This is a genomic window from Streptomyces sp. 35G-GA-8 (genome assembly GCF_023534745.1).
Taxonomy (GTDB): domain Bacteria; phylum Actinomycetota; class Actinomycetes; order Streptomycetales; family Streptomycetaceae; genus Streptomyces.
On record NZ_JAMHJQ010000003.1, the window covers coordinates 193,953 to 216,271 of the forward strand.

25 protein-coding genes are annotated in these 22,319 nt (G+C 69.9%); 13 read left to right on the forward strand and 12 right to left on the reverse strand.

The window, feature by feature from the left end; genetic code table 11:
* The first annotated feature begins 92 nt into the window (after positions 1-92).
* Positions 93-563 (forward strand): Lrp/AsnC family transcriptional regulator, encoded by a 471-nt coding sequence (locus M1203_RS39000; RefSeq protein ID WP_249948705.1) that lies wholly within the window; start codon positions 93-95, stop codon positions 561-563.
* Here the strand turns inward: M1203_RS39000 and M1203_RS07365 are convergent.
* Positions 550-1,035 (reverse strand): Lrp/AsnC family transcriptional regulator, encoded by a 486-nt coding sequence (locus M1203_RS07365; protein ID WP_206300588.1) that lies wholly within the window; start codon positions 1,033-1,035, stop codon positions 550-552. The two genes, M1203_RS39000 and M1203_RS07365, sit on opposite strands and share 14 nt — an antisense overlap.
* A 282-nt stretch (positions 1,036-1,317) precedes the next feature.
* Between M1203_RS07365 and M1203_RS07370 the strand changes: the two genes are divergently transcribed.
* From M1203_RS07370 to M1203_RS07410, 9 genes are all read left to right on the forward strand, one after another.
* Positions 1,318-2,196 carry an ABC transporter permease gene (locus M1203_RS07370; RefSeq protein ID WP_249948706.1) on the forward strand — a complete coding sequence of 293 codons (879 nt, stop codon included), beginning with the start codon at positions 1,318-1,320 and terminating at the stop codon, positions 2,194-2,196.
* Positions 2,193-2,990, forward strand: coding sequence for an ABC transporter permease (locus M1203_RS07375; RefSeq protein ID WP_249948707.1), 798 nt, complete (start codon positions 2,193-2,195; stop codon positions 2,988-2,990). The genes M1203_RS07370 and M1203_RS07375 overlap by 4 nt, the downstream gene beginning before the upstream one ends.
* Positions 2,991-3,096: 106 nt before the next feature.
* Positions 3,097-4,197: a PotD/PotF family extracellular solute-binding protein gene (locus M1203_RS07380; RefSeq protein ID WP_249948708.1), complete on the forward strand. Its 1,101-nt coding sequence runs from the start codon at positions 3,097-3,099 to the stop codon at positions 4,195-4,197.
* Between the two features lies 1 nt (position 4,198).
* Positions 4,199-5,311, forward strand: a complete 1,113-nt coding sequence (locus M1203_RS07385; protein ID WP_249948709.1) for an ABC transporter ATP-binding protein — start codon at positions 4,199-4,201, stop codon at positions 5,309-5,311.
* Between the two features lie 97 nt (positions 5,312-5,408).
* Positions 5,409-6,197, forward strand: a complete 789-nt coding sequence (locus tag M1203_RS07390) for a carbon-nitrogen hydrolase family protein (RefSeq protein ID WP_249948710.1) — start codon at positions 5,409-5,411, stop codon at positions 6,195-6,197.
* Between the two features lie 7 nt (positions 6,198-6,204).
* A complete protein-coding gene (locus M1203_RS07395) occupies positions 6,205-6,876 on the forward strand; it encodes an RraA family protein (protein WP_249948711.1) in 672 nt (223 codons plus the stop codon).
* Positions 6,877-7,034: 158 nt separating this feature from the next.
* Positions 7,035-7,778 (forward strand): 3-keto-5-aminohexanoate cleavage protein, encoded by a 744-nt coding sequence (locus M1203_RS07400; RefSeq protein ID WP_249948712.1) that lies wholly within the window; start codon positions 7,035-7,037, stop codon positions 7,776-7,778.
* A gap of 208 nt (positions 7,779-7,986) precedes the next feature.
* Positions 7,987-8,208 carry a hypothetical protein gene (locus M1203_RS07405; protein ID WP_249948713.1) on the forward strand — a complete coding sequence of 74 codons (222 nt, stop codon included), beginning with the start codon at positions 7,987-7,989 and terminating at the stop codon, positions 8,206-8,208.
* Between the two features lie 47 nt (positions 8,209-8,255).
* A complete protein-coding gene (locus tag M1203_RS07410; RefSeq protein ID WP_249948714.1) occupies positions 8,256-9,467 on the forward strand; it encodes a flotillin family protein in 1,212 nt (403 codons plus the stop codon).
* A 142-nt stretch (positions 9,468-9,609) separates the two neighbouring features.
* Here M1203_RS07410 and M1203_RS07415 read toward each other — a convergent pair whose 3' ends face one another.
* The 7 genes from M1203_RS07415 to M1203_RS07445 form a co-directional block, all read right to left on the reverse strand.
* On the reverse strand, positions 9,610-9,969 hold the full coding sequence (locus M1203_RS07415; RefSeq protein WP_249948715.1) for a helix-turn-helix transcriptional regulator: 360 nt from the start codon (positions 9,967-9,969) through the stop codon (positions 9,610-9,612).
* Positions 9,966-10,427, reverse strand: a complete 462-nt coding sequence (locus M1203_RS07420; protein ID WP_249948716.1) for an SRPBCC family protein — start codon at positions 10,425-10,427, stop codon at positions 9,966-9,968. The genes M1203_RS07415 and M1203_RS07420 overlap by 4 nt, the downstream gene beginning before the upstream one ends.
* Before the next feature lie 106 nt (positions 10,428-10,533).
* The gene (locus M1203_RS07425) at positions 10,534-10,692 is read right to left on the reverse strand and encodes a hypothetical protein (protein ID WP_249948717.1); all 159 of its coding nucleotides are present in this window, start codon (positions 10,690-10,692) and stop codon (positions 10,534-10,536) included.
* A gap of 61 nt (positions 10,693-10,753) precedes the next feature.
* Complete coding sequence (locus M1203_RS07430) at positions 10,754-11,704, reverse strand: cytochrome c oxidase assembly protein (RefSeq protein ID WP_249948718.1); 951 nt, start codon at positions 11,702-11,704, stop codon at positions 10,754-10,756.
* A 136-nt stretch (positions 11,705-11,840) separates the two neighbouring features.
* Entirely contained in the window at positions 11,841-12,866 is a 1,026-nt protein-coding gene (locus tag M1203_RS07435; protein WP_249948719.1) for a 6-phosphofructokinase, read from the reverse strand.
* Between the two features lie 173 nt (positions 12,867-13,039).
* Complete coding sequence (locus M1203_RS07440) at positions 13,040-13,768, reverse strand: type 1 glutamine amidotransferase (RefSeq protein WP_249948720.1); 729 nt, start codon at positions 13,766-13,768, stop codon at positions 13,040-13,042.
* Positions 13,769-13,817: 49 nt separating this feature from the next.
* Complete coding sequence (locus tag M1203_RS07445; protein WP_249948721.1) at positions 13,818-15,056, reverse strand: MurT ligase domain-containing protein; 1,239 nt, start codon at positions 15,054-15,056, stop codon at positions 13,818-13,820.
* Positions 15,057-15,171: 115 nt separating this feature from the next.
* Between M1203_RS07445 and def the strand changes: the two genes are divergently transcribed.
* Positions 15,172-15,717, forward strand: coding sequence for a peptide deformylase (def, locus tag M1203_RS07450; RefSeq protein ID WP_249948722.1), 546 nt, complete (start codon positions 15,172-15,174; stop codon positions 15,715-15,717).
* Positions 15,718-15,791: 74 nt separating this feature from the next.
* Here the strand turns inward: def and M1203_RS07455 are convergent, their stop codons facing one another.
* The gene (locus tag M1203_RS07455; protein ID WP_249948723.1) at positions 15,792-16,436 is read right to left on the reverse strand and encodes a TetR family transcriptional regulator; all 645 of its coding nucleotides are present in this window, start codon (positions 16,434-16,436) and stop codon (positions 15,792-15,794) included.
* A 175-nt stretch (positions 16,437-16,611) separates the two neighbouring features.
* Between M1203_RS07455 and M1203_RS07460 the strand changes: the two genes are divergently transcribed.
* Entirely contained in the window at positions 16,612-17,838 is a 1,227-nt protein-coding gene (locus M1203_RS07460) for an acyl-CoA dehydrogenase family protein (protein ID WP_249948724.1), read from the forward strand.
* 59 nt (positions 17,839-17,897) lie between these two features.
* Here M1203_RS07460 and M1203_RS07465 read toward each other — a convergent pair whose 3' ends face one another.
* Positions 17,898-18,386, reverse strand: a complete 489-nt coding sequence (locus M1203_RS07465; protein ID WP_249948725.1) for a glutathione peroxidase — start codon at positions 18,384-18,386, stop codon at positions 17,898-17,900.
* 129 nt (positions 18,387-18,515) lie between these two features.
* Between M1203_RS07465 and M1203_RS07470 the strand changes: the two genes are divergently transcribed.
* On the forward strand, positions 18,516-18,707 hold the full coding sequence (locus M1203_RS07470; protein WP_249949069.1) for a DUF6011 domain-containing protein: 192 nt from the start codon (positions 18,516-18,518) through the stop codon (positions 18,705-18,707).
* Between the two features lie 71 nt (positions 18,708-18,778).
* On the opposite strand, the gene M1203_RS07475 is transcribed toward M1203_RS07470, so the two are convergent.
* Positions 18,779-19,657: an acyl-CoA thioesterase II gene (locus M1203_RS07475; protein WP_249948726.1), complete on the reverse strand. Its 879-nt coding sequence runs from the start codon at positions 19,655-19,657 to the stop codon at positions 18,779-18,781.
* A gap of 74 nt (positions 19,658-19,731) precedes the next feature.
* The gene (locus M1203_RS07480; RefSeq protein ID WP_249948727.1) at positions 19,732-22,305 is read right to left on the reverse strand and encodes a DEAD/DEAH box helicase; all 2,574 of its coding nucleotides are present in this window, start codon (positions 22,303-22,305) and stop codon (positions 19,732-19,734) included.
* Positions 22,306-22,319: the final 14 nt, after the last annotated feature.

The window sequence follows — 22,319 nt, forward strand, 5'->3', positions numbered from 1 at the left end:
GTCTCCGGCTCCCCGCCGCGAGACACACGCACCCGCGCCGGTACCCTGACATAGGGGTTTCGGGCGGGTATGGGCGGCCGGGAGGTGCCGGGGTGATCGATGACCTCGACCGCGGGATCATGCGGATCCTCACGCGGAACGGCCGTACGCCCTACACCACGGTCGCCCGGGAGCTGGGCACCTCGGAGGCCACGGTGCGGCAGCGCGTCACCCGGCTCCACGAGAGCGGCGCGCTGCGGATCGTGGCGCTGTGCAATCCGCTGACCCTCGGCCATCAGTCCGTACGGCTGATGATCAGGGTGCGCGATCTGACGCCCCGCGCGGTGGCGAAGAGCCTGGCGGATCTGCCGATGATCAACCATGTCGCGCTGTGCGCGGGCAGCCAGGACATCTTCCTGGAGGGGACCTGCCGCGACCAGGCGCAGCTCGTGCAGCTGCTGGACGACATCCGGATGCTGCCCGGCGTCTCCGAGGTACAGGTCCTGCTGCTGCTCGAACTCTTCAAGGACTACTCGTGGAGCGGACTCGCCAGCGCTGTGGGGCAGGGCGTCACGGCGGAATGATCCGCTCTCCCGGCGCCGCGGGCAGCTCACGGAAACCCGCCCACAGATAGCTGTCCTTGATGACCTCCAGCACGGTCAGCGCCTCGGCGTGGGCGACGCCGTTGACGCGCCGTACCCGCTCGGTGAGCAGCTCGGCGAGGTGCCCGAGGTCCCGGCAGCGCACGTCGGCGATCAGATCGTACGGACCGACGCAGGAGGCGACATAGCGCACCTCAGGCATCCGGGACAGCTCACGGGCGACCAGCGCGACGGGCATGTGGTGCACCCGGACGGCGAGGTGCACCTCCATCTCGCCGAGCTTCACCGAGTCCGTCATCCCGACGACCTGCACCACCCCCTGGCGCTGCAACCGGCCGAAGCGGGCCCGGACGGACGCCTCGGACAGGCCGATCGAACGGCCGATCTCACCGAAGGACCGGCGCCCGTCGACCCGTAGCTGGTCGATGATCTGCCGGTCCAAGTCGTCGATCATCAGAACTCGGCTCCTGTCCTTGGGCGGGTACGGGTGCTCCGGGCGGGTACAGGGCCCGCCCTGTCACTCCATCATCTCCCCGCTCACGTTGCGCGGAGATGTCCGTTCCGTCACTACGGACCACCACGGACGGCCGGCTGCGAGATTCGTGGAATCAACCGCCGGTTTCCACTCGATCCGATGTCGTCCCACCTGTTCAGAGCGGTGCCCCCGGCCCGAGGCTGTTCCCCACCCGGGCGCCTGACAACCCGGACAAGCCGAGTACGTCCGGGAGGCCAGCGCATGACCGCACCACCCCCCGCCGGCGCGGGGGCCCGCCGAGGATTCCTCACCGCGGCCCTGCTGGCACCCGCCGGACTGACCGTGGCGGGCCTGGTACTCGTACCGCTGCTCCTGGTGGTCCGGGACAGCTTCGCGACGCCGGACCTCTACGGCGGGACCAAGGGCGGCTTCACCCTCGCGAACTACCGGAGCCTGTTCGACCCGGTCTATCTGAAGGTCTTCGGCTACAGCCTCGGCATGGCGGCCCTCAACGCGGCGGTCTGCCTGCTGCTCGGCTATGTGGTCGCGTACTACCTCGTCAGCAGGGCGCCCCAGCGCCAGATGCTGCTGCTTCTGCTGATCATCGTGCCGTTCTGGACCGACTTCCTGGTCCGCACCTTCGCCTGGATCAACCTGCTCAGCCCCGGCGGCCCGGTGAACAGCCTCACGGACGCGGTCGGACTCACTCACGGGCCCGCCCAGTGGATACCCGGACAGGGAGCCTCGTTCGTCGGCCTCGTCTACGCCTTCCTGCCCACCGCGGTCTTCCCGGTCTACGCGTCGCTGCGCGGGGTCGATCCGGCGCTCGGCGAGGCCGCCAGGGATCTCGGCTGCGGCTGGTGGCGGGTGCACACCAAGGTGCTGCTGCCCATCGCCAGGCCCGGGCTGCTGGCCGCCGCGCTGCTGACCTTCATCCCGACGCTCGGTGTCTTCGTCATTCCGGTGCTGCTCGGCGGCGGCAAGAACCAGCTCGTCGGCAACTTGATCGTGACGCTCTACACCGAGTTCCGTAACCGGCCGATGGGCGCCGCCGCCTCCGTCGTCCTGCTGGTCCTGATGCTGGTCTCCCTCGCTGTGTTCGGTACGGCCGCCCGGCACTTGAGGAGGAAGACGGCATGAAGTCCGCTCTCGACACCGTCACCGCCTGGCTGGCACGGGGCGTCATCGCCTTCCTGTACGTGCCGATCGTGGTCGTCGTCGTCCTCTCCTTCAACGACTCCGACATCACCTACAAGTGGGCCGGTTTCACCACCCGCTGGTACGGGGAACTGGCCCGGGACACCGAACTGCTGGACGCCCTCCGGGTCAGTGCCGAGACGGCCCTGCTCTCGGCGACGCTGGCCACCGGCTGCGGACTGCTGGCGGCCATGGGGATGGCCCGGCTGCGTCCCCGGTGGCGTGCGGTGTTCTCCGGCGGGCTCTTCCTGCCGCTGGTCATCCCCGAGATCGTGCTGGGGGTGGCGCTGCTGTCGGTCTTCGGCAGTCTCCACGCCGGCCTGGGCCTGACCACGCTGGTGCTGGGACATCTCGTGGTGACCCTCCCGTACGCGGCACTGATCATCCTCGGCGCACACGGCGCCCTCGACCCCGCTCTGGCGGAGGCCGCGACGGACCTCGGCTGCGGCGCCTGGCAGGCATTCCGCCGGGTGACTCTGCCACTGCTGCGGCAGGCGCTGCTGGCCGCCTGGCTGCTCTGCTTCACCATCTCCTTCGGCAACATCGTGATGTCGACCTTCACCAACGGCGTCGGCACCACCACACTCCCGCTGCGCGTCTACTCCCTGCTCAAGGTCGGACTCACGCCCGAGATCAACGCGCTGGGCACCCTGCTCGTCCTGTTCACCTTCCTGATCATCCTGGGCGTCGGACTCCGCCAGATGCGCCGTGTGCTCCTCGGCGGCGACCGTACGTAGCGGTGACCGCCTGTATCCCCCGCGCCCCTCGCCCCCCTCGTATCCCTCGCCGCCTCCTACCGCCGAAGTCCCGTACCCCGCAGGTCCGTTCTCCGAAAGGCCCGTCATGCGCAGAAGCACCGCCTCCGGCCGCATCGCCTCCAGAGCCCTCCTGACGACCGCCGTCCTCACCGCCACCGCGCTGCTCGCCACCGCATGCGGCGGCTCGGCCGACACCGCCGCCGGTTCCTCCTCCGGCGGCGGCAAGACCCTCAACATCTACGCCTGGGCCGGTGAGATACCCGACACCGTGGTCAAGGGCTTCGAGAAGGAGACGGGCATCAAGGTCACCGTCGACACCTTCGACAGCAACGAGACGATGACCGCCAAGCTCAGCTCCGGCTCCTCCGCGTACGACCTCGTCGAGCCCAGCCAGTACACCGTCCAGCAGCTCATCGGCCAGCAGCTCATCCAGAAGCTCGACCACTCGAAGATCAAGGGTCTGTCCAACCTCGCACCCAAGTTCCGCGACCCCGGCTACGACAAGGGCAACCAGTACAGCGTCCCGTGGATCTGGGGCACCACCGGGTTCGCGTACAACGACACATGCGTCCCGTCCGCGACGAGCTGGAAGACCCTCTTCGACCCGAAGTACAAGGGCAAGCTGTACATGCTCGACAACATGCTGGCCTCCTACATCGCCGGACTCCAGGTCAGCGGCTACCGGGCGACCAGTACCGACAAGGACGAGATCGCCACCGCCACCGCGGCCCTCCAGAAGCAGAAGAAGATCCTCGCGGGCTACAACTCCACCAACTACGCCCAGTTGCTCTCCACCGGCCAGGCATGCGCGGCCGAGGCATGGAGCGGTACCGCCATGGCGAAGGTCGTGCAGTCCAACCCGCATGTGCACTACGTGATCCCGTCCGAGGGCGGCTCGATCTGGACCGACGGTATCGCCGTCACCAAGAACGCCAGGAACACCACCTCCGCGTACGCGTTCATCAACTACCTGCTCCGCCCCGAGGTGGCGGCGCTGGCGACCGACGACGGCTCCTCGGCCAGCACCAACCAGGCGGCCCGCACACACATCAAGGACACCGCGGCCCTGGAGAACCCGGCCGTCTACGCCCCGGACGCGGCCATAGCGAAGTCGGACTTCCTGCTCGACCCCGGCACCGCCATGCAGTACTTCCAGCAGGGCTGGACGAAGATCAAGGCATCCTGACATGACATCAGCTCCCGCCCCCGCCTCCGTGCCGGATTCCGCCACGGCCCCCGCCCCCGCGGTCCGGCTGACCGGGATCGGCAAGGCGTTCGGCCCGGCATACGCCGTCAAGGACGTCACCCTGGACATCCGGCAGAACGAGTTCTTCTCGATCCTCGGTCCCTCCGGCTGCGGCAAGACCACCCTGATGCGGATGATCACCGGCTTCGAAACGCCCAGTGAGGGCTCCGTCGAGCTGGGCGGCGTCACCGCCACCGGCGTCCCGCCGCACAAACGGGACCTCAACATGCTCTTCCAGAGCTACGCGCTCTTCCCGCATCTGAGCGTGTACGACAACGTCGCCTTCGAACTGAAGGTCCGCAAACACCCCCGGTCCGCCATCCCGGACGCCGTGCGCGACGCCCTGGCGCTGGTACGTCTCGACGGTTACGGCGACCGCGCCATCGCCGGGCTGTCGGGCGGCCAGAAGCAGCGCGTCGCGATCGCCAGGGCGCTGATCGGACGGCCCTCGCTGCTGCTGCTCGACGAACCACTCGGCGCGCTCGACCAGAAGCTGCGCGCCGAGATGCAGTTGGAGCTGAAGAAGCTGCAACGCGAGGTCGGGGTCACGTTCGTGACGGTCACCCACGATCAGGAGGAGGCCCTGACGATGTCCGACCGCATCGCGGTGATGGACGGCGGACGGGTACTCCAGGTGGACACCCCCGAGGCGGTCTACGAGCGTCCCGCCACCCGCTTCGTCGCCGACTTCATCGGTACGTCCACCTTCCTCACCGGCCGGCTCGGCGCGGCCGGACTGGCTGTGGCGGGCCTGGGCACCGTACCGGTCCCCGGGCACGCGCTGTCCGACGGGGCACCGGCCCATCTCGCCGTACGGCCCGAGAACGTGACGGTCGCCCGTACCGCGGAGGCGCTGCCGCCCGGCGGTGTGGCCCTTCCCGCGACCCTCCAGCAGACCGTCTATCTGGGCAACGCCACCCGCTACCACCTGACCCTGGCCGACGGCAGCGAGCTGCTGGCCGAGGCGGGCGGCGCCGGCCGCGCGGAGCTGCCCGTGGGTGAGCCGGTGTGGGCCGGCTGGGACCCGGAGCGTTCGCGGGTGCTGGCCGAATGAACACCCTCTTGAGCGGCCCGGCGAGCAGCCCGTCGAACGGCCCGCCCCGCGCGCGGAAGTCCACCCCCACGTACCAGCACAGCAAGGAGACACGGCCGTGAAGGTCGCCGTAGCCCAGTTCGCCCCGACCGCCGACGCCGCCGGCAATCTCGTGGTCATCGAGGAGATGGTCCGCGAGGCCGCGGCGGCGGGCGCCGAACTCGCCGTATTCCCCGAGGAGTCCATGCTTCCCTCGGAGGCCGTGACGTCCCTGCGGGAAGCCGCCGCCGCGCACTGGCCGCGCTTCCTGGACACACTGTCCGGCCTCGCCGCCGCGCACGGTGTCGCCATCATCGCCGGCGGCTACGAGGACAGCGGCGAGTCCCTGCCGTACAACACTCTCGTCGCCCTGGACTCCGGCGGCCAACCGCTCGGCAGCTACCGGAAGATGCATCTCTACGACGCCTTCGACTACAAGGAGTCCCGCGAGGTCCAGCGCGGCGAGCACGGGCCCTGCGTCGTCCGTATCGGCGCGTTCAATGTCGGCCTGGTCAACTGCTACGACCTGCGCTTCCCCGAATTCACCCGGTCCCTGGTGGAGATGGGAGCCGATCTGCTGTCGGTGTCGGCGGCCTGGGTCCGGGGCCCGCTGAAGGAGGACCACTGGACCACACTGCTGCGCAGCCGGGCCATCGAGAACACCTGCTGGGTCGTGGCCTCCTCGCTCACCACCCCCGACTGCATCGGGATGAGCATGGCCGTCGACCCGCTCGGCGTGGTCAGGGCCGCGCTCGGTGAGGAGCGCAGGGCGCTGTTCGTCGTCGACATCGACAAGGACCGGATCGACACCGCCCGCACCGTGCTCCCCGTCCTGCGCAACCGCCGCATCATCATCGGACCGAGGTGAATCCACCGTGCCCGTCACTCTGCACGACTTCCCCGCCCCCGTGGACCCCGTACTGCTCGAACGGCTGGCGCGGCTCGATTTCCCCACCCTGGGTCACTACTTGGAGGAGGGCTTCTGCGATCCGCGGCTGCACCGTGTCGCCGGTGAGCGCAAGCTGATCGGCCGCGCGGTCACCGTACGGATCACCGCCACCGATTCCACACTGCTGCACCACGCCGCCGGGCTCGTGGGGCCCGGCGATGTCGTGGTGATCGACTGCGGAGGCGACCGCAGACACGCGCCGCTCGGCGAGGTGGTCGCCAACGCGTTGGCGGCGCGCGGCGCGGTGGGCGCGGTGGTGGACGGGGTCTGTACCGACATCGACGCGCTGCGCGCGGTCGGCCTGCCCGTCTACGCGTACGGCCTGTCGATGCTCACCACCAAACTGCACGGCATCGCCGACGGCGCGCTGAACACCCCTGTCACCTGCGGCGGAGTCTCCGTGCGCGCGGGTGACCTCGTCCTCGGGGACGGCAACGGGCTGCTCGTCGCCCCGGCCGGGCGGCTCGCCGCCGTACTGGACGAGGCGCTCGCCGACGACGCGGAGGAGCCGGAGCTGATCGCGGACCTGTGGCGTGGCAGGCCGCTCGGTGCGCTGACCGGCGCGACGGAGGTGGTCGAGAGACTGTCGGCCCACTGACACACCCGCGCCCACCGCACACCCCGCGCCCACCGCACACACCGCCCACCGCACACACCGCCCACCGCACACACCGCCCACCGCACACACCGCCCACCGCACACACCACCCATCGAGCACCGCACCCATCGCGCACCAGACTCTTCGAAAGGACCACCGTGTTCCTGAAAGCCGCCGTCAACGGTGGACGCAGCACGTCCGAGCACCCCGGCGTCCCGATCACGGCCGCGGAGATAGCCGCCGACACCGCCGAGGTCCTCGCCGCCGGAGCCGATGTGGTCCATCTCCACGTCAGGGACGAGCGGGGCGGCCAGACCATCCGCCCCGACGCCCTCGCCGAGGTCCTGCGCGAGGCGCGCGCGGCGGCCCCGGGCGCGGTCCTCGGCACGACCACGGGACTGTGGACCTGCTCCTCGCCCGACGAGCGGTTCGCCCTGGTCAAGGCGTGGGAGGTACTGCCGGACTTCGCCTCCGTCGCCTTCAGCGAGGAGGGCGCCGCCGAAACGGCCGCTCTCGTGGTGGCGCGCGGTATGGGCCTGGAGAGCGCGGTATGGAGCATGGCCGATGTCCCCGCGCTGCTGGCCTCCCCGACGCTCCACCGGAACGAAAGGATCCTGATCGAGCCGATGGACCCGGACCCGGACACGGCGGTGGCCCATGCCAGGGCCATGGCCGCCGCCGTCCGGGCCGCGGGTGTCGGCTGCCCGCTGCTCTACCACGGCGAGGACGCCACCGTCTGGCCGGTGCTCCGCGCCGCCCTGGCCGACGGGCACCAGATCCGGATCGGATTCGAGGACGGTACGGCCCTCCCGGACGGCACCACGGCCCCCGACAACCGGGCGCTGGTGCTGGCCGCCCGCGCTGCCGGCCATGCTGCCGGGACCCCCTCCGGAGTAATGTGAAGAAGACGAGGGTATGTCGCCGTCGGCCGCTTCGCCGGGGGCGTCCTCGATGATGGACGAGGTCGGAGGCGCGGCCCCAGGAGCGTGATCGCCATGATCGCGACTGACGCGATGACCGTACGGACGCGGGCTCATACGGACCGCGGAGCGACTCCGTCCGCCGGGGCCCGGCGCGCCGCCACGAGGGAGACGGGTGGAGCAACGACGTATGTCCGTGGCAGATGAGTCGGCGCAGAGCCCTGTCGGCGCGATCGGCAGGGTCACCGTTCCGATCCCGGCCGACGGTCCCGGTGAGGTGCTGGTGTCCGTACGGGGCGGATCCGAGGCCTACGCGGCCTGGGCGGACCATCCGATCGGCAGAAACCTCCGGGTGATCGTCGTCGAGTCGATCTCGGCGCGTTCGGTCATCGTGGAGCCCTTTCCGTCCTGAACCCTTCCCGAACCACAGAGAAGCAGGTAGTTCGACAGGAGTACCCCATGCTGTTCTGGCATGTTCCCGCGCCCAACGAGGCGATGCTCATATCCGGTTCCAAACGTCAGGCACAGGACACCCAGTTCCGGATCGTCACCGGGCACGGCAGTTTCGTGATGCCCATCAAACAGAAGGCCCGCATGCTGTCGCTCGCGCTGCGCGAGGCGGAGATCGTCGAGGACTGTGTGACCCAGCAGGGCATCCGGCTCAGGGTGCGGGCGGTATCCGTGTTCAAGGTCGGCGACGACGCGGTGTCGATCGCCAACGCGGCCCGGCGCTTCCTGACGGAACAGGAACACATGGAAGAGCTGGTCGGCCGGATCTTCGCCGGTCACCTGCGCTCCATCGTCGGCGGACTGACCGTGGAGCAGATCATCCGCGAGCGCGACCGGGTGGCCCAGGAGGTCAAGCAGGGCAGCCACAGCGAGATGGAGAAGCTCGGCATCGTCGTGGACGCCCTCCAGATCCAGGAGATCGAGGACGCGACCGGCTACATCAACAACCTCGCTGCCCCGCACGCCGCCGCCGTCGCGAGCCAGGCGCGTATCGCCCAGGCCAAGGCGGACCAGGAAGCCTCCGAACGTGAGCAGCAGGCCGCCGCGCTCAAGGCGGAGTACGAACGGGACACCGCGATCAAACGGGCCGGCTTCCTCGCCGAGACCGAGCAGGTCAACGCGCGCGCCGCGCAGGCGGGACCGCTGGCGGAGGCCAGGGCCTCGCAGGACACCATCGAGCAGCAGACGGCCCTGGCGGAGCGTCAGGCGCGACTGGCGGCGCAGCGGCTGGAGGCCGAGGTCCGGCGCCCGGCGGACGCGGAGGCGTACCGGCAGCGTACGCTCGCGGAAGCCGGCCGGGACCGGGCGAAGTTCGAGGCGGACGGCAACGCGTACAGCGAGCGTGCGCTCGCCCAGGCCCAGGCCGACGCGAACACCGTCCGCGCGGCTTCCCTGAAGGACGGCAACCAGGAACTCATCGCGGCCAACCGCATCGTGGAGAACCTGCCCGCGCTGGCCGACGCGGCCGCCCGGGGCATATCGGGTGCGAACCTCACCGTCCTGAACGGCACCGACGGCGTCAACGACATGGCCGCGGGGCTGGTCGGCCAGGGCATGGCCATCCTGAACTCGCTCAAGAGCTCCACGGACGGCGCCAAGGAGGCGGGCGCGACCCCCGGCGTGAGCCGGAAGCCGGCGCTCCGCGTCACCGAGTCCAAGTGACCCGGCGTCCCATCGATCCCGGAGGCGAGTGACCCCGAATCCAGGTGACCCGAATCCAGGTGACCCGAATCCAGGTGACCCGAATCCAGGGACCCGAATCCACTGGGCCCCGGACCGTTCCAGGAAGTTAGTGCCGGGGGCGCTAGGACCGGTCCGGGGCCTCGTCGGCGGAAGCATCCTCGGCGAGACGCTTGATCGCCGTGAGCCGGGAGTCCCAGTCGGCGGCGACCCGGTCCATCCACCGGGCGGTGACACTGAGCCGCGCGGGGCGCACCGCGTAGCGCGCCTCGCGGCCCGCCCGGTGCGCGGCGACCAGACCGGCCCGGTCGAGGACCGCGAGGTGTTTGACGATCGCCTGGCGGCTGACCGGCAGCTCCCCGGCCAGGACCGTGGCGGTCGCCTCGCCGTGAGCGGCGAGGGCGTCGAGAATCCGGCGCCTGGTCGGATCCGCCAGCGCGGTCAGGACCTCCGCCACGGTGTCCTGGTCGGCTTCTGCCGTCATGCGTCGAGTCGCTCCACGTAATCCCGGATATTGACGACCATGTCCGTCCAGCCGTCCGTGTGGCTCTCCTTCGAGGCGACGTCCTTCCTGTCGTCCGGGATCACGATATCGGCGAAGCCGGTCTCGACCACACGCAGCCTGGTTCCGTCGCCCTCCGGGGTGAGCGTGAACTCCACGAGGGTCGAGTTGCCCTCGTCGGCCACCTGGCCGGGGTACGCGCTCGCCCAGCGGTACGAGAAGTAGTGCGGCGGATCGACCTTCACGATGGTCGTCGGGAACTGGCCGTACTGGCCGTGGTCCAGGTGCATGATGCCGCCCGGCCGCAGGTCGATGGGGGCGGGCTGCCCCTGGCCGAACCACTGCCCGACATGCTCCGGTTCTGTCAGCACCGCCCAGACGCGCTCCATGGGCGCCGCGATGGTGATCTCCCGTTCGATGCGGTCTTCGGATGTGGACATGAGGGAACCTTCCGCTGTTCGGAACTAACGTGCAACTCGATGGTTGCACCACTCCCGTGATAGTGCAACCCAAGGGTTGCGCGAAGTGGGTTCCCGCGACGCGGGCTCAGTGTCCGCGCGAGGCCGCCATGGCGATCGTGATCAGCGCCAGCACCACCCAGCCGAACCACAGCCAGCCGTTACTGCCGAGCGCCGCGGTGTAGCCCGTCACGACGACCAGCGCGCCGACGGTCACCACACCCATAGTCTTGGTGGATCCGGACATGTGCGTCCTCCTCCAGGCCGGGGCCATGACGCCCATCGTCGCCCGGGACCAGGGGTTCGCGCTACTGCCCCCGGGCCTGGAGTGAGGCCAGATACGCGTTGTACGCGGCGAGTTCCTTGTCGCCGTCCCGGTCGGCGGCGCGGTCCGAGCGCTTCGCCTGTCGCTGCTCCGAGCGGTACCACTGGTAGACGAGCGCGATCAGGACCAGCACCGACGGGATCTCGCTGAACGCCCAGGCGATACCGCCCGCCGCGTTCTGATCGGTCAGCGCGTCGATCCCGAGCGAGGCCGGGGGATCGCGGTACGCGGCGACCATCGGCTCGCTCGCCATCATCAGCGCGATCCCGAAGAACGCGTGGAACGGCATGCCGGCGAAGAGTTCCAGCATCCGCATCACATAACCGGGCCGGTGCGGCCCCGGGTCGATGCCCATGATCGGCCAGAAGAACACCAGCCCGACCGCGAGGAAGTGCACCATCATCGCGATGTGCCCGGTCTTGGACTCCATCAGGAAGTCGAAGAGGGGCGTGAAGTACAGCCCGTACAGGCTCGCGATGAAGAGCGGGATGGTGAAGGCAGGGTGACTGACGATCCGGACGTAGCGGCTGTGCAGCAGCGCCAGCAGCAGCTCGCGCGGACCCTTGTGGCCGCGCCCCGCGACCGGCAGCGCGCGCAGCGCCAGCGTCACCGGGGCGCCGAGCAGCAGCAGGATCGGCGAGACCATGCTGATGATCATGTGCTGGACCATATGCACGCTGAACATGACCATGCCGTAGTCGTTGAGCTTGGTGCACATCACCAGCGCCACGGTCAGTACGCCGAGGACGAACGCGACGGTGCGGCCCACCGGCCAGCTGTCACCGCGTCGCCCGAGCCGCAGGACGCCCCAGCCGTACAGGACCAGTCCCAGCAGACAGCCGATCAGGAAGAAAAGGTCCGGGGAGAACTCCAGTGCCCGTCCCAGCGTGAACGGCGGCAGATCCATGGTCATGCCGTGCCCGCTGTGATCCATCCGTCCGCTCCCGGATTCGTATCGATTGTCCGCACCAGACTAGAACCGCCCCCGGTCGCGGCTGCGACCGGGGGCGGTTCCATCGGTTCCATCGGGTTTCGGCGCGGTTCCCCCGCGGTTCAACCGTCGCTCGGGCTCAGAGCACGCACTCCGCCTCGGCGTACCGCTCGGCGGGCACCGTCTTGAGCGTCTCGACGGCGTCGCCCAGCGGCACCATCACGATGTCCGTGCCACGCAGCGCGGTCAGCATCCCGAACTCGCCGCGGTGCACGGCCTCGACGGCGTGCCAGCCGAACCGGGTGGCCAGCACCCGGTCGTACGCGGTGGGGGTGCCACCGCGCTGGACATGGCCGAGTATCACCGGCCTGGCCTCCTTGCCGAGCCGCTCCTCCAGCTCGATCGAGAGCTGCCGGGCCACACCCGCGAAGCGCTCGTGGCCGTAGATGTCCTTGCCGCCCACGTCGAATTCCATCGAGCCCTCGCGCGGCTTCGCGCCTTCCGCGACCACCACGATCGCGAACCGCTTGCCCGCCGAGAAGCGCTTGCCGACCAGCTCGGTCAACTCGCCTATGTCGAAGGGCCGCTCGGGCACGACGATGGCGTGGGCGCCCGCTGCCATCCCGGAGTGCAGCGCGATCCAGCCGGTGTGCCGGCCCATGACCTCGACGATCAGCACACGCTGGTGGGACTCGGCGGTGGTCTTCAGCCGGTCAAGAGCCTCGGTGGCGACGCCGACGGCCGTGTCGAAGCCGAAGGTCACGTCGGTCGAGGAGATGTCGTTGTCGATGGTCTTCGGCACGCCGACGATCGGCAGTCCGGCCTCGGAGAGCAGATGGGCGGCCTTGAGGGTGCCCTCACCGCCGATCGGGATGATCGCGTCGATACCCAGGTCGGCCACATGACCCCGGGCGCGCTCCACGCCGTCCCGCAGATGCGCGGGCTGCACCCGGGACGAGCCCAGGATCGTGCCGCCGCGGGCGAGGATGCCGGCGACCGCGTCCAGATCGAGCTTGCGGTAGTCGCATTCCAGGAGGCCTTTCCAGCCGTCATGGAAGCCGATCACCTCGTCGCCGTGGTCGACGACGGCGCGGTGTACGACGGACCTGATCACGGCGTTGAGGCCGGGGCAGTCGCCGCCTGAGGTGAGCACACCAATTCGCATTGCCCGCAATACCTTCGCTTCGTGGGCCGACGGCCGGACCCCATCGTCCGACCAGGTCGCCGCCACCCTACCGGCGGGCGGTGGCGGGACCGAAACCCGGCGTCCGCCTGCTGGACAGGACATGCCGGCGGCCCCGCCCGGAGGCGGGGTGCCGGAGACCTCGGAGAACGGCGTCAGGCGGGCTGGACCGCGGCGGCGACGCGCTCGGCGCGCAGCGCCTCGTACCAGCGGTCGTCCGTCGGCGGCAGCGCGTTCACATCGAGGGCCAGCTTCAGCAGCAGGTCCGCGATCTGCGGATTGCGGGCCATCACGGGACCGTGCATGTACGTGCCGAAAACGGTCCCGTTGTACGCGCCCTCCGTGCCGTCGCCGGTGCCGTTGCCGCGGCCGAGCCGCACCCGCGCGAACGCCCGGGCCGTCGGACCCAGGTGCGTGATGCCCTGGTGGTTCTCGAACCCCGTCAGCTGCGGCAGGTTCAGCTGCGGGTCGATGTCGGCCAGTACGTCACCCACGCACCGCTCGCCCTCGCCGCGGGTGGAGATCACGTCGAGCAGCCCGAGGCCGGCCTCGCGCTCGCCCAGATCATTGACAAATTCATGGCCGAGGATCTGGTAGCCGGCGCAGACCGAGAACACGATCGCGCCGTTCGAGACGGCCCGGCTGAGCCCGCCGTCACGGCGCAGCCGCTCCGCGGCCAGCCGCTGGGGCCGGTCCTCACCGCCGCCGATCAGATAGATGTCGCCCGAGGTCGGCACCGGCTGGTCGCTGCGTACGTCGACACGGGTGACGTTCAGACGGCGCTGGTGGGCCCGGCGCTCCACCACCAGGGCGTTGCCCTGGTCCCCGTAGGTGCTCAGCAGGTCGGGGTAGATCCACACCAGGCGCAGGCTGCTGTCGCTCATTCTCGCTCGTCCTTCATGCTTCCGAGGGGGCTGGTTTGCCGGTGCCGGGTCAGTTGCCGACACGGCGGCGCAGGTCCTGGAACGAGGTGTAGTTCGCGATCGCCTCGATCCGTCCGGGCGGCGCCATCTGTACGGCCTCGTCCGGAGTCTCACAGACCCGGAAGTCGAGACCGGCGACTTCGAGACGTACCGCGAGGTCCAGCTTCCGGTCGCCGATGACGAAGATCGGGTGGCCCCTCAGCCGGGTGTAGTCGACGTCCCACAGCCAGGAGGTGTCCGTGCCGTCCGCGCCACGGGCGTTGACGGCGAGGATGACCGGGGTAGGCGGCGGATCGATGAGGGAGAAGGTCTCCAGCCAGCCCGCGGGGTTCTTCGCGAGCAGCAGCCGCAGATCGCGGCCGAGGAACGACACCACGTCGTACCGGCCGGCCACGGCCTGCACCTGGTACATGCGCTCCAGCGCCACCTGCGGCGGCACCCCGAAGGTCGCCGCGACGGCGGCGGAGGTGGCGGCGTTCGCCTTGTTCGCGCGGCCGGGCAGCTGGAGGTGGATCGGCCAGGCGGAGCCGTGCGGATCGAGGACATGGTCGCCGTGCAGCGCCCAGCTGGGGGGCGGCCTGCGGAATCCGCAGTCGCCGCAGAACCAGTCGTCGCCGGGGCGCTGCATCACACCGCCGCAGGCGGGGCAGGACCAGGCGTCGTCCTTCCACTCCTGTCCCGCCGCGACCCAGACCACATTGGGCGAGGAGGAGGCGGCCCAGACGATCAGCGGGTCGTCGGCGTTGGCGATGACGACGGCCTTCGTACCGGCCAGGCCCTCGCGCCACTTCTCGGCGAGCATCCGGGTCTCCGCGGCGCGGTCGAGCTGGTCGCGGGAGAGATTGAGCAGGGCGATCGCCTTGGGCGTCGTGTCCCGCGCCACCCCGGCGAGGTACTTCTCGTCGACCTCGATCACGCCGTACTTGGCGTCAGAACCGCCCGCGAGGGCCGAGGTGATACCGGCCGGCATATTGGCGCCGAGAGCGTTGGAGACCACGGGCCCCGCGGCCCGCAGCGCCTCCGCGATCAGCCGGGTCGTGGTGGTCTTTCCGTTGGTCGCCGACACGAGGATGACGTCGAGATGCTGCGCCAGCCGTCCGAGCAGATCGGGGTCGAGTCTGAGCGCGACCTTCCCGCCGATCACCGATCCGCTGCCGCGGCCCGCGGCGCGCGACACCGCTGCCGCGGCCCTGCCCGCCGTCACGGCCAGCTTGGCCCGCGGCGTCAGCGGGTCCGTGTTGCCTGACATCGCCTTGATCCTCCTTGCGTCGGTCCGTGGGTCAGCCTATCGAGATCCGGCCAGGGGCCCGAACCGCGGCACCGGGCAGAAGGCGGGGGTCACCACGGACCGTACCCTGACCGTCATGCGAAACCGTCCGATCCCCGGCAGTACCGGGCGAGTACGAGCCATGCGAATGCTCGGTGATCCCGTGCTCCACACCCCCTGCGAGCCTGTCACCGACTTCGGTCCCGCGCTCGCGGAACTGATCGAGGATCTCTTCGCGACCATGTACGCCGCTCGGGGGGTCGGGCTCGCCGCCAACCAGATCGGCGTGCCTCTCCGGGTGTTCGTCTTCGACTGCCCGGACGACGAGGACGTCCGCCATCTCGGACACCTCGTCAACCCCCGATTGACCGAGGCGGACGGGATCACGCTGCGCGGTCCCGAGGGCTGTCTCTCGCTGCCCGGCCTTGAGGCCGGTACGGAGCGGTACGACCACGCCGTGGCCGAGGGCGTCACCCGGGACGGCGCACCGGCGCGGATCGAGGGCTCGGGGTTCTTCGCGCGCTGTCTCCAGCACGAGAGCGACCATCTGGAGGGCCTGGTCTATCCCGACCGGCTCTCCGGGTGGCGGCGCGCCAGGGTGCTGCGGGCCGCGCGCAAGGCGCCCTGGGCCACCGGGGCGTAGCACCCGAGCGCGGCGGGTCGGGGCGCGCGGGGCGTAGGCGCCTCCCGCGGTTTCCCGGAAGCCGGGGCGGTTCCTCAGAAGCCGGGGCCGCCCGCGCGGTCGCTCACATCCGCCAGCCGCCCCCACAGCAGATCCGCCAGACTGCGCACCAACTGCTCCCGCGAGCAGGGCCGTTCCCCGAGCCACCAGTCGCCGGCGCCGTGCATCATGCCGACGATGCCATGGCCCCAGACCCGGGACAGCTGCTCGCTGTCGGGGCCGAGGTCGACCCGCTCCTCTATGACCTTGGCGAGCTCTTCGCCGAGGCGGCGCAGCAGCGGCGCGGAGTGGCGGCCGACGTCGAAGCCCTGCTCGGGGAGGTGCGCGTCCTCGGCCGGATGCATCAGGAACCGGTAGACCTGGGGACGCGCCTCGATCGCGGCGAGATAGGTGTCGAGCGTGCTCTCGACGCGCCGGCGCCGCTCGGCGGGGGCGTCGAGCGCGGTCCGCAGGGCGTCGAGCAGCGCGTCGGTGTGGCGCTTGGCGAGCGCGCGGTAGAGGCCGCCCTTGTCGCCGAAGTGACGGTAGAGGATGGGTTTGGTGATGCCCGCCTCGGCGGCGATGGCGTTCATGGACGCTTGGGGCCCGTCCCTGAGCACCACTCGGTCCGCGGCCTCCAGAAGCTGGCGCCGTCGCGCTCGCGCCGACCGCTGCTGCTCGGCCTGCTGTGTGGTCTCCATAGGTCTGTCTCCCCGCCCCTGCGATTGCCTGACGCCCCGGCAACGTAACACCCTGCCCGCCATCGACGCTGATCAGGCCGTGGCCCGTTGACATTTCCCACGTACGGGTAACAGGCTAAGGTTACCGCAGGTAACAACGTGATGGCTCAGCGGTCGCGCAGCGCTGGAGGGGAACATGGCCGAGTTCACGCTCGATCTCGACGACGAGCAGAAGCGGATACGCGACTGGCTCCACGGCTTCGCCGCGGAGGTCATCCGCCCGGCCGCCGCGGAGTGGGACGAGCGCGAGGAGACGCCGTGGCCGGTCATCCAGGAGGCCGCCAAGATCGGCATCTACTCCCTGGACTTCTACGCCCAGCAGTTCTTCGACCCCACGGGCCTCAGTATCCCGATGGCGATGGAGGAGCTGTTCTGGGGTGACGCGGGCATCGCCCTGTCGATCGTCGGAACGGGCCTGGCGGCCGTCGGCGTCCTCGCCAACGGCACCGACGAGCAGATCGGCACGTGGATTCCGCAGATGTACGGCGACGCGGACGATGTGAAGGTCGCCGCCTTCTGCTCCTCGGAACCCGACGCGGGCTCCGACGTGGCCGCGATGCGCACCCGCGCCGTGTACGACGCGGCGAAGGACGAGTGGGTGCTCAACGGCACCAAGACCTGGGCGACCAACGGCGGGATCGCCAACGTCCATGTGGTGGTCGCCGTCGTCGACGGCGACCTGGGCTCCAAGGGCCACGCCTCCTTCATCGTCCCGCCGGGCACCCCCGGCCTCTCCCAGGGCCAGAAGTTCAAGAAGCACGGCATCCGCGCCTCCCACACCGCCGAGGTGGTCCTGGCGGACGTCAGAGTCCCGGGCCACTGTCTGCTCGGCGGCAAGGAGAAGCTCGACGAGCGGCTCGCACGGGCCCGGGAGCGGGCCGCGTCCGGCGGTGAACGGGTGAAGAACGCGGCGATGGCCACCTTCGAGGCATCCCGCCCGGCGGTCGGCGCGATGGCGGTGGGCACCGCGCGCGCGGCGTACGAGGTCGCCCTCGACTACGCGAGCACCCGCAGCCAGTTCGGCCGCCCGATCATCGACAACCAGGGCATAGCCTTCCAGTTGGCCGATATGCGCACCCGGATCGACGCCTCCCGGCTGCTGGTGTGGCGGGCCTCCTGGATGGCGGCCACGGGCAAGCCGTTCACCTCGGCCGAGGGATCCATGTCCAAGCTGTACGCGAGCGAGACGGCGAAGAAGGTCACCGCGCAGGCCGTACAGATACTCGGTGGCAACGGCTTCACCCGCGAGTACCCGGTGGAGCGGATGCACCGGGACGCCGCGATCTACACGATCTTCGAAGGGACGAGTGAGATCCAGCGCCTGGTGATCGCCCGAGCGCTGTCGGGGATGCCGATCCGCTGAAGCGCACGTACGGCCGAGCGGGCCCGCGTGACGAAGCGGGCCCGCTCGGCGGTCGCGGTTCAGGCGGGCAGCTGCGCCTCGATCGCCGCGACGACCTCCGGCGCCTCCGGCTCCGTACGCGGCCGGATACGGCCGACGACCTCGCCCTTGGGGGAGATCAGGAACTTCTCGAAGTTCCACTGCACATCGCCGGCCTCGCCCTCGGAGTCGGCCGTCTTCGTCAGCTCCGCGTACAGCGCGTGCCGGGCCTCCCCGTTCACATCCGTCTTCTCCAGCAGCGGGAACGTGACCCCGTACGTCGCCGAGCAGAACGTCCCGATCTCCTCCGCGGTGCCGGGTTCCTGACCGCCGAACTGGTTGCAAGGCACGCCGAGGACCGTGAAGCCCCGGTCGCCGAACCGCTGCTGAAGCCGCTCCAGACCCGCGTACTGCGGGGTGAGACCGCACTTGGAGGCGACATTCACCAGCAGCACGGCCTTGCCCTCGTACGCGGCCAGGGAGGTGGGCTCACCGGTCAGAGTGTTCAGCGGGATGTCGTACAGAGTCATCAAGATCTCCTCGGTATCCGGTCTTCTCAGCTCATTGTGGACCCGTGGACGACCACCCCGGCGGGCAGGGCTGATACAGCTGGGACCGTGCAGGAATCACCACGACCCTCAGAGCTCCACGACGACCGGCTGCCCGGCACGGAACCGGACGACCCCACGCACCGGACGGTCCGCTGCGGGATGTGCGGCAGACCGCTCACCGGCACGGCGTCACGCCGTACCGGCCTCGGCCCCGCCTGCGACGCCAAACTCCATCCGCCCGCGCCGGACATCAGGACCCGGCGGCGCGAGGCCGATCAGGACCCGCTCCCCGGGATCTGAGGGGTTCCGAGACGCGCGGCGCTGCCCGAGCTCGCTGCCCACGCTCTGCCCGGACACTGCGTCCCCGGGCTCTATCCCCGCGCGTCGTGGCGGCGGAACAGCCCCTCCTGCACCACCGACACCAGCAGTTGCCCCTCGCGGTCGTAGATACGGCCCCGGGCCAGCCCTCGGCCGCCCGTCGCGATCGGCGACTCCTGGTCGTACAGGAACCACTCGTCCGCGCGGAACGGACGGTGGAACCACATCGCGTGGTCCAGCGACGCCATGTCGAAGCCCCGCGGGCCCCACAGTGGCTCCACCGGGATGCGTACCGCGTCCAGCAGCGTCATGTCGCTCGCGTATGTCAGCGCGCAGGTGTGCACCAGCGGATCGTCGCCCAGCGGGCCCACCGCGCGCATCCAGACCGCGCTGCGCGCGTCCGCGTCCTTGATCTCCTCGCGCGTCCAGCGCAGCCGCTCCACGTACCGGATGTCGAAGGGCTGGCGCCGGGCCATCCGCTCCAGCGGTTCCGGGAGTTGGCCCAGATGTTCCCGTACCTCCTCCGAGACCGTGGGCAGCGACTCGGGGTCCGGGAAGTCCAGCCGGGGCGGCAGCTGGTGCTCGAAGCCGCCCTCCTCGGGGTGGTGGAAGGAGGCCGTCAGATTGAAGATCGTCCGGCCCTGCTGAACCGCCGTGACCCGGCGCGTGGTGAACGAGCGGCCGTCCCTGATCCGTTCGACCTGATAGACGATCGGGACACCCGGGCGGCCCGGCCGCAGGAAGTACGCGTGCAGCGAGTGGACCGGGCGGTCCCCGTCCGTGGTCCGGCCGGCCGCGACCAGCGCCTGGCCCGCCACCTGCCCGCCGAAGACCCGTTGCAGGGACTCCTGGGGGCTGCGCCCGCGGAAGATGTCGACCTCGATCCGCTCCAGGTCGAGCAGATCGACCAGTCTCTCGGCGGGGTTCGTCATGGCGCGGTGTTCTCCCGTTCTCGGTGCTCGGTGCTCGGTGCTCGGTTCTCGGTGCTGTGCCCGCGTTGTGCGTCTCAGAGCTGGCCCACGGAGGTGACACGCACCACCGCGAGCCCTTCCTCGTCGGAGGCCGCGAGGTCGACCTCCGCGCTGATGCCCCAGTCGTGGTCGCCGTTCGGGTCGGCGAAGGTCTGCCGGACCCGCCACAGGCCGTGCGCCGGGTCCTCCTCGATGGAGAGCAGCTTCGGCCCGCGGGCGTCCGGGCCGGTGCCCAGGTCCTCGTACTCGTCCCAGTACGCGTCCATCGCCTCGCCCCACGCGTCCTCGTCCCAGCCCGACTCGGCGTCCAGCTCGCCCAGTTCGCGGACCTGGTCCAGCGCGGCCAGCTCGACCCGGCGGAACATCGCGTTGCGTACGAGGACCCGGAAGGCGCGGGCATTGGCCGTGACCGGCCTGACCTGGTCGGCCTTCTCCTGTGCCTGCTCGGCGGTCTCCACCTCGGGGTTGGCCAGCTGCTCCCACTCGTCGAGCAGACTGGAGTCGACCTGCCGGACCATCTCGCCGAGCCAGGCCGTGAGATCCTCCAGATCCTCCGACTTGAGGTCGTCCGGAATGGTGTGTTCCAGAGCCTTGTAGGCGCCCGCGAGATAGCGCAGCACGATGCCCTCGGTACGGGCCAGCTCGTAGTGGGAGGTGAACTCGGTGAAGGACAGCGCCCGTTCGTACATGTCACGGATCACGGACTTCGGCGAGACCGGATGGTCACCGACCCACGGATGGCTTGTGCGGTAGGTGTTGTACGCGTGCACCAGCAGCTCTTCGAGCGGCTTGGGGTACGTGACCTCCTGAAGCCGCTCCATCCGCTCCTCGTACTCGATCCCGTCCGCCTTCATCGCGCCGACCGCCTCGCCGCGCGCCTTGTTCTGCTGCGCGGCGAGGATCTGCCGCGGATCGTCGAGCGTGGACTCGACGACGGAGACCATGTCCAGGGCGTACGAGGGCGATTCGGGGTCCAGCAGCTCGAACGAGGCCAGCGCGAAGGTGGACAGCGGCTGGTTGAGCGCGAAGTCCTGCTGGAGATCGACGGTGAGCCGGACGATACGGCCCTCGGAGTCGGGGGCCGCCAGCCGCTCCACCACACCGCCGTCCAGCAGCGAGCGGTAGATGGCGATGGCCCGCCGGATGTGCCGCAGCTGCTGCCTGCGCGGCTCGTGATTGTCCTCCAGCAGACGGCGCATCGCCTCGAAGGCGTTGCCCGGCCGCGCGATGACCGACAGCAGCATGGTGTGGGTGACCCGGAAGCGCGAGGTCAGCGGCTCGGGATCGGAGCCGATGAGCTTCTCGAACGTGGTGTCCGACCAGGCCACAAAGCCCTCGGGGGCCTTCTTCCGCACCACCTTGCGGCGCTTCTTCGGATCGTCGCCCGCCTTCGCGAGCGCCTTCTCGTTCTCGACGACATGCTCCGGCGCCTGCGCGACGACGAACCCCGCCGTATCGAAACCGGCACGCCCCGCCCGGCCCGCGATCTGGTGGAACTCCCGGGCGCGCAGGGTGCGGACGCGATTGCCGTCGTACTTGGTGAGCGCGGTGAACAGCACCGTACGGATGGGGACATTGACGCCGACGCCGAGCGTGTCCGTACCGCAGATGACCTTCAGCAGACCGGCCTGGGCCAGCTTCTCCACCAGCCGACGGTACTTGGGCAGCATGCCCGCGTGGTGCACCCCGATGCCGTGGCGCACATAACGGGAGAGATTGCGGCCGAACTTGGTGGTGAAGCGGAAGTTGCCGATCAGATCGGCGATCCGCTCCTTCTCCTCGCGCGTGCACATATTGATGCTCATCAGCGACTGCGCCCGCTCGACGGCGGCGGCCTGCGTGAAGTGCACGATATAGACCGGTGCCTGCCTGGTCTCCAGCAGTTCGGTCAGCGTCTCGGTGATCGGGGTGCGGCGGTACTCGTACGACAGCGGGACCGGCCGGGTCGCGGACCGTACGACGGAGGTCGGCCGGCCCGTGCGACGGGTCAGGTCCTCCTCGAAACGGGAGACATCACCGAGCGTCGCCGACATCAGGATGAACTGCGCCTGCGGCAGCTCCAGGATCGGGATCTGCCAGGCCCAGCCGCGGTCCGGCTCGGCGTAGAAGTGGAACTCGTCCATCACCACCTGGCCGATATCGGCGTGTTTGCCGTCGCGCAGCGCGATGGAGGCCAGCACCTCGGCCGTGCAGCAGATCACCGGGGCGTCGGCGTTGACAGAGGCGTCGCCGGTCAGCATGCCGACGTTCTCCGTGCCGAAGAGCTTGCACAGGTCGAAGAACTTCTCCGAGACCAGCGCCTTGATCGGCGCGGTGTAGAAGGTGACCTTGTCCTGGGCCAGCGCCGTGAAGTGCGCACCCGCCGCGACCAGGCTCTTTCCCGAGCCGGTGGGCGTGGACAGAATCACATTGGCCCCGGAGACCACCTCGATCAGCGCCTCTTCCTGCGCCGGATAGAGCGTGATGCCCTGGCCCTCGGCCCAGGAGGAGAAAGCCTCGAAGAGGGCATCGGGGTCGGCATCCGGCGGCAGCTGATCGATAAGGGTCACACCCCCATCTTGCCTGCCTTCCGTCCCGATCAGGGAACCGGACGCCGGGTCGAAGATCACGGACGATACGCTGG

Coding starts and splice junctions, on each gene's coding strand:
- M1203_RS07365 (WP_206300588.1), bottom strand. CDS start 1,035: ATGATCGACGACTTGGACCGGCAGATCATCGACCAGCTACGGGTCGAC.
- M1203_RS07370 (WP_249948706.1), top strand. CDS start 1,318: ATGACCGCACCACCCCCCGCCGGCGCGGGGGCCCGCCGAGGATTCCTC.
- M1203_RS07375 (WP_249948707.1), top strand. CDS start 2,193: ATGAAGTCCGCTCTCGACACCGTCACCGCCTGGCTGGCACGGGGCGTC.
- M1203_RS07380 (WP_249948708.1), top strand. CDS start 3,097: ATGCGCAGAAGCACCGCCTCCGGCCGCATCGCCTCCAGAGCCCTCCTG.
- M1203_RS07385 (WP_249948709.1), top strand. CDS start 4,199: ATGACATCAGCTCCCGCCCCCGCCTCCGTGCCGGATTCCGCCACGGCC.
- M1203_RS07405 (WP_249948713.1), top strand. CDS start 7,987: ATGTCCGTGGCAGATGAGTCGGCGCAGAGCCCTGTCGGCGCGATCGGC.
- M1203_RS07410 (WP_249948714.1), top strand. CDS start 8,256: ATGCTGTTCTGGCATGTTCCCGCGCCCAACGAGGCGATGCTCATATCC.
- M1203_RS07415 (WP_249948715.1), bottom strand. CDS start 9,969: ATGACGGCAGAAGCCGACCAGGACACCGTGGCGGAGGTCCTGACCGCG.
- M1203_RS07420 (WP_249948716.1), bottom strand. CDS start 10,427: ATGTCCACATCCGAAGACCGCATCGAACGGGAGATCACCATCGCGGCG.
- M1203_RS07425 (WP_249948717.1), bottom strand. CDS start 10,692: ATGTCCGGATCCACCAAGACTATGGGTGTGGTGACCGTCGGCGCGCTG.
- M1203_RS07430 (WP_249948718.1), bottom strand. CDS start 11,704: ATGGATCACAGCGGGCACGGCATGACCATGGATCTGCCGCCGTTCACG.
- M1203_RS07435 (WP_249948719.1), bottom strand. CDS start 12,866: ATGCGAATTGGTGTGCTCACCTCAGGCGGCGACTGCCCCGGCCTCAAC.
- M1203_RS07440 (WP_249948720.1), bottom strand. CDS start 13,768: ATGAGCGACAGCAGCCTGCGCCTGGTGTGGATCTACCCCGACCTGCTG.
- M1203_RS07445 (WP_249948721.1), bottom strand. CDS start 15,056: ATGTCAGGCAACACGGACCCGCTGACGCCGCGGGCCAAGCTGGCCGTG.
- def (WP_249948722.1), top strand. CDS start 15,172: ATGCGAAACCGTCCGATCCCCGGCAGTACCGGGCGAGTACGAGCCATG.
- M1203_RS07455 (WP_249948723.1), bottom strand. CDS start 16,436: ATGGAGACCACACAGCAGGCCGAGCAGCAGCGGTCGGCGCGAGCGCGA.
- M1203_RS07460 (WP_249948724.1), top strand. CDS start 16,612: ATGGCCGAGTTCACGCTCGATCTCGACGACGAGCAGAAGCGGATACGC.
- M1203_RS07465 (WP_249948725.1), bottom strand. CDS start 18,386: ATGACTCTGTACGACATCCCGCTGAACACTCTGACCGGTGAGCCCACC.
- M1203_RS07475 (WP_249948726.1), bottom strand. CDS start 19,657: ATGACGAACCCCGCCGAGAGACTGGTCGATCTGCTCGACCTGGAGCGG.